Genomic DNA, 2,708 nt, shown 5'->3' with positions numbered 1-2,708 from the left:
TGCGTATTTCAGCGATCGTGGACGCCCATTTCAGGCTGATCGTGGACGGCAAAACTGAGCTTGCCGTGGCGGCGCCGGGGAGGCGCGCAGGAACTGGTTTGAATGTAGCTGAATCGTCCACGATGAGACTGAAATGCTCTCTCGTGGTGCCGCTGTCGGAGCGGGTTAGGTGCCCGACTTGAACTGAAGTTTTAGGCTCCTGCCAGGCCGCCGGAGGCGCCCCCCTCGGCCGTGTCGCGCAAGGACTTGGTGGTCTTCAATTCGATCTTGTGGCTGGCGTGCACGAGCCGATCGAGGATGGCGTCGGCCAGGGTGGGATCGTTGAGGTAGGTGTGCCAGGCCTTGACCGGCAGCTGGCTGGTGATGAGGGTGGAGCGCATGCCGGTGCGGTCGTCCAGCAGCTCCAGCAGGTCGTTGCGCTCGGGTGCGCCCATGGGGGCAAGGGCGAAGTCATCGATCACGATCAAGTCAAGCCGGGCCAACTGCGCCAGGCGTCTGGCAAAGCTGCCATCGCCGTGGGCCACCTGCAGCTCGTCGAACAAGCGTGCTGCGCGCACGTACAACACCGAGAAGCCGTTGCGGGCTGCCTGGTGTGCCAGTGCGCACGCCAGCCATGTCTTGCCGCTTCCGGTGGCCCCTGTGATCAGCAAATTGCGTGCGTGACGCAGCCAGTCGCCGCCGGCCAGCGCGGTGATCAGATTGCGGTCCAGGCCGCGGCTGGTGCGCCAGTTGATGTCCTCGATGCAGGCCGCACTGACCTTGAGCTTGGCAGCCTTAAGCAGCCGCGCCACGCGCCGGTCGTCGCGCCAGGCGATCTCGCGCTGCACGAGCAGCGTGAGCCGGTCGTCAAAGGACAGTTCGGCCGCAGCGGCGCTGTGGCCTTGGTCCTGCAAGGCATGCACCATGCCGTCCAGGCGCAGCGCGCGCAATTGGTCCAGGGTGTGTTCGCTCAACATCGGTGGTGCTCTCTCTCGTGGTTGTCAGGGGTCAGTGGTAGTAGTCCGGCCCGCGCACGTTCTCGTGAGCGACGACCGGGTTGTCTGCGGCGTCCAGCGGCTTGGGCTGGCTGTCCAGGCCGCTGCGCAGGATGTTGGTCACGCTGCTCAAGCTGGGCGCGCGGATGGCCATGGCGCGGGTGCAGGCCGCCTCCAGGCGGGCGCCGCTGTACTTGCGCGCCAGCGCCAGCAAGCCCAGGCAAGCGCGGTAGCCTTGCTCGGGGTGCGGGCGATGCGTCATCTGCCAGGTCACCACCGCCGCCGTGCTCACACCGATGCGTTCGCCCCAGGCGATGAGCTTGGCCGGCGTCCACTCCAGGTGCGCGCGGTGCGAGGCCGGCATGTGCTCGGGCGTGGTGGTGAAAGCGCCGCGTACGGGGCTCAGCACATGGCTGGCCACGCGTTGGTTGGAGAAGAAGCACTCCAGCAAGGGGCCGGTGACACGCACATCGACCTTGGCTCTCACCAGCCTGTGGGGGACGCTGTAGTAGTGGCCATCGAACTCGACGTGGTAGTCGATGTTCACCGTGGCTGTCTTCCAGCGGCTGATCGTGAACCGCTCAGCCGGCAGCGGTCGCAGCACCGGCGCGTCCAGCTGCTCGAAGGCACTGCGGCGGCAGCCGGGCAGCTTCTTGAAGGGGCGCTGGTTCAGGTCGACCAGCAACCCAGCGATGGCCCGGTTGAGCTCGGCCAGACTGAAGAACTGACGGTTGCGCAGGCGGGCCAGGATCCACCTCTGGACCAGGAGCACCGCGGCCTCGACCTTGGGCTTGTCGCGGGGGTGAGCTGGGCGGGCTGCCAGGACTGCGCAGCTGTAATGCTGGGCGAACTCTTCGTAGGCCCGGCCCGGCTCGGGGTCATAGCGGCCGGGCGTCTTGATCAGCGCGCGAGCCTGATCTGGCACGATCAACTTGGGCGAGCCGCCGAAGAACTCCAGCGCCAGCACCTGCGCACCGATCCAGTCCTCGGTGGTCTGGCGCGGCGTGGCGCAGACGAACGTGTAGTTCGACGCCCCGAGCACGGCCACGAAGATCTGGGCGCGCGAGATCTCGCCGGTGCCCGCGTCCACGATGGGCACGGTGTCACCGGCGTAGTCGACGAACAGCTTCTCACCGGCGATGTGCACCTGGCGCATGGAGCGCTGCTGGGTCTTGGCGAACTCGCGGTACTTGATGCAGAAGCTGGTGTACTTGTAGGCCAGCGGGTTGGCGCTGGCGTACTCCTCCCACAGCAGCATCAGCGTGACCCCAGGGCGCTTGAGCTCCTGGTGAACGACGCCGAAGTCGGGTGCCAGCTGATGGCTGGATCTGGGCAGCGCCGGCCGGTACAGCAGTGCCTCCAGGGCCTCATCGCTCAGGCCGTCAGCGACGGCACAGTCCACGCCTGCGACCTTGGCCAACGACACGTACTTGCCGACCGCGCTCTTGGAAATCTTGAGGGCGCGGCCGACCTCGTTGTAGCTCAGACCTGCCTGCAAATGCAGGCGCAATGCCTCTCGGATACGGCGCATGGTGACTCTGTTGGTTGGCATCGGCTCGGGCCGCAAAAAGCGGCGAGCCTATGCCGGTCAGAAATTCACCTGCGCACCACCCCCAGCGTCCACGATGACGCTGAAACAGCGTCCACGATCAGACTGAAACGCCGTCCACGATCACGCTGAAATCCCGTCCACCATCAGTCTGAAACGCCGTCCACGATGGGCTGAAATACGCA

General features: G+C 66.0%; 3 protein-coding genes. 1 reads left to right on the top strand and 2 read right to left on the bottom strand.

What is annotated here, in order from left to right; genetic code table 11:
• Positions 1-182 (top strand): hypothetical protein (locus tag ACG0Z3_RS23045; RefSeq protein WP_394402367.1); only part of this gene is annotated, 182 nt, incomplete at its 5' end.
• A gap of 9 nt (positions 183-191) precedes the next feature.
• On the opposite strand, the gene istB is transcribed toward ACG0Z3_RS23045, so the two are convergent.
• Entirely contained in the window at positions 192-956 is a 765-nt protein-coding gene (istB, locus tag ACG0Z3_RS23040; protein ID WP_394402364.1) for an IS21-like element helper ATPase IstB, read from the bottom strand.
• Between the two features lie 31 nt (positions 957-987).
• Positions 988-2,526, bottom strand: coding sequence for an IS21 family transposase (istA, locus tag ACG0Z3_RS23035; protein WP_394402361.1), 1,539 nt, complete (start codon positions 2,524-2,526; stop codon positions 988-990).
• Between the last annotated feature and the right edge of the window lie 182 nt (positions 2,527-2,708).

The organism is Pelomonas margarita, from assembly GCF_043555875.1.
Classification (GTDB): Bacteria; Pseudomonadota; Gammaproteobacteria; order Burkholderiales; family Burkholderiaceae_C; genus Pelomonas; species Pelomonas margarita.
This window is presented reverse-complemented; position numbering and strand designations above follow the sequence as displayed.